This window comes from Bacillus sp. GMs2/2 (assembly GCF_050172095.1).
In the GTDB taxonomy this organism is placed as follows: Bacteria; Bacillota; Bacilli; order Bacillales; family Bacillaceae_G; genus Bacillus_A; species Bacillus_A cereus.
On sequence record NZ_JBNLYE010000617.1, the window covers coordinates 1 to 1693 of the forward strand.

Sequence of the window (1693 nt, forward strand, 5' to 3'; positions counted from 1 at the left end):
TTGATATTCGTTGAATAAAGGAGAGTTTACATGATAGAAAGTAAAGTTGTAGATTCTATTCCAACTTTAAATGAGAATGATTGTCAAATATGGTGGGCAAGAATTTCGGATTTACAATCATGGCATTACAATTTACTAAATGATATAGAGCGAGAGAAAGCAAATTCGTATCATCATTCGGCAGATCGAGCTCGTTTTATAATAGGTTGCGTAATAAGTAGATTAGTTCTCGGCAAGATACTTTCTATGTCACCAGTCCAAGTACCAATTGATCGAATGTGCTCAGTATGTAAATTGCAGCATGGAAGACCACAATTACCAGAAGGTATGCCGCAATTATCCGTTTCGCATTCAGGTGAGTGGGTTGTCGTTGCATTTACAAAATCTGCACCTGTTGGCATAGATGTAGAACAAATGAATCCAAGTATAGATGTTATGAAAATGGCAGAAGGTGTATTAACAGACATTGAAATAGCGCAAGTTATAAAACTGCCAAATGAACAGAAAATAGAAGGTTTTTTAACATATTGGACTCGAAAAGAAGCGGTGCTGAAAGCGACAGGTGAAGGACTAATGATTCCACCAGTACATATTACAGTATCAGCTCCAAATGATCCTCCAAACTTGTTGGTTTTTAAGGATAGACAAGAGTTAGCAAGTAATACAATGATGGAAGATGTAAGGCCTAGTTTAGATTATAGGGCTTCTGTTGCAATATTCAGTAAGGAAGTGACTGAAATTACGCAATTAGACGCGGCAGCACTTTTAAATCTTAAATAAAAAAATTACAGAAGAGGTGTTCCTCATGTTAGTAGCGGAAAATAGAAAGAATGAATTCACTTATAATGTACAAGCAATTAAAAATATTTTATTTTCTGGAGATACATCATCCATTCATGCTTTAGAAAAGCTTTTAAATGATACAGTTCAGTTTGATGTTCTTGAACAAGAGGCACTTGGTAGACAGTACATTCCGAAAGAAGCAAAGAATTTCTTTGATAAAGATGGAACATTTCTTTACCGTGTATCTAATGTTAGTTATAAAGGAAAGGTGTTATCTGAAAATCTAATTTTTGCAGACACTTCGTTTTTACCGGACGCAATAAAGAGTGAATTAGAGAGTGGAAATATTCCTGTTGAAAAGCTCATAGAAAAGATGGAAGTAAGAAGAAACGTATTATATGAAGGATATCAGCCATCTGGAAATATTATTGAATTGTTTGATGGATGTTCTGTTACAGCGAATGTGTATCCAACTAGAAAGTATCAAATTGTAAGTAACTGCAAATGTGTATTTTATATTTGTGAAGTGTATCATGCAGAGAATATAAAGCAATTGCTTAAATAAAAACAAGAAACCAGCCTATAAAATGGCTGGTTTCTTGTTTTTATTTAACAGCTTCTTTTAATTCTTTACCCGCTTTAAATGCAGGAACTTTACCAGCGGCGATTTGAATTTCTTCGCCAGTTTGCGGATTACGTCCTGTACGAGCAGATCTTTCGCGTACTTCAAAAGTTCCAAACCCGATTAGTTGAACTTTATCTCCAGATTGTAATGCATTAGCAATTGTGTCAAATACGGATTGTACAGCTGCAGAAGCGTCCTTTTGAGAAATATCAGCTGATTGAGCTACGTTTTTAATTAATTCTGTTTTGTTCATGTTTTCACCTCATAAAAAAATTTTTGGAATGA

Annotated in this window: 3 protein-coding genes; 2 read left to right on the forward strand and 1 reads right to left on the reverse strand. The window is 34.6% G+C overall.

All coding sequences use genetic code 11. The features are described 5' to 3' along the window. Nucleotides 1-30 precede the first annotated feature (30 nt). Nucleotides 31-780, forward strand: a complete 750-nt coding sequence (gene sfp / locus ACQGS6_RS27985) for a 4'-phosphopantetheinyl transferase Sfp (RefSeq protein WP_000572998.1) — start codon at nucleotides 31-33, stop codon at nucleotides 778-780. A gap of 25 nt (nucleotides 781-805) precedes the next feature. Further along, on the forward strand, nucleotides 806-1348 hold the full coding sequence (locus ACQGS6_RS27990) for a hypothetical protein (RefSeq protein ID WP_000959126.1): 543 nt from the start codon (nucleotides 806-808) through the stop codon (nucleotides 1346-1348). 40 nt (nucleotides 1349-1388) lie between these two features. On the opposite strand, the gene ACQGS6_RS27995 is transcribed toward ACQGS6_RS27990, so the two are convergent. Beyond that, nucleotides 1389-1661, reverse strand: coding sequence for an HU family DNA-binding protein (locus ACQGS6_RS27995; protein ID WP_001043905.1), 273 nt, complete (start codon nucleotides 1659-1661; stop codon nucleotides 1389-1391). Nucleotides 1662-1693 lie beyond the last annotated feature (32 nt).

Bases quoted from the DNA above. Each gene is read 5' to 3' on its own strand.
- sfp (WP_000572998.1), top strand. From the start codon at position 31: ATGATAGAAAGTAAAGTTGTAGATTCTATTCCAACTTTAAATGAGAAT.
- ACQGS6_RS27990 (WP_000959126.1), top strand. From the start codon at position 806: ATGTTAGTAGCGGAAAATAGAAAGAATGAATTCACTTATAATGTACAA.
- ACQGS6_RS27995 (WP_001043905.1), bottom strand. From the start codon at position 1,661: ATGAACAAAACAGAATTAATTAAAAACGTAGCTCAATCAGCTGATATT.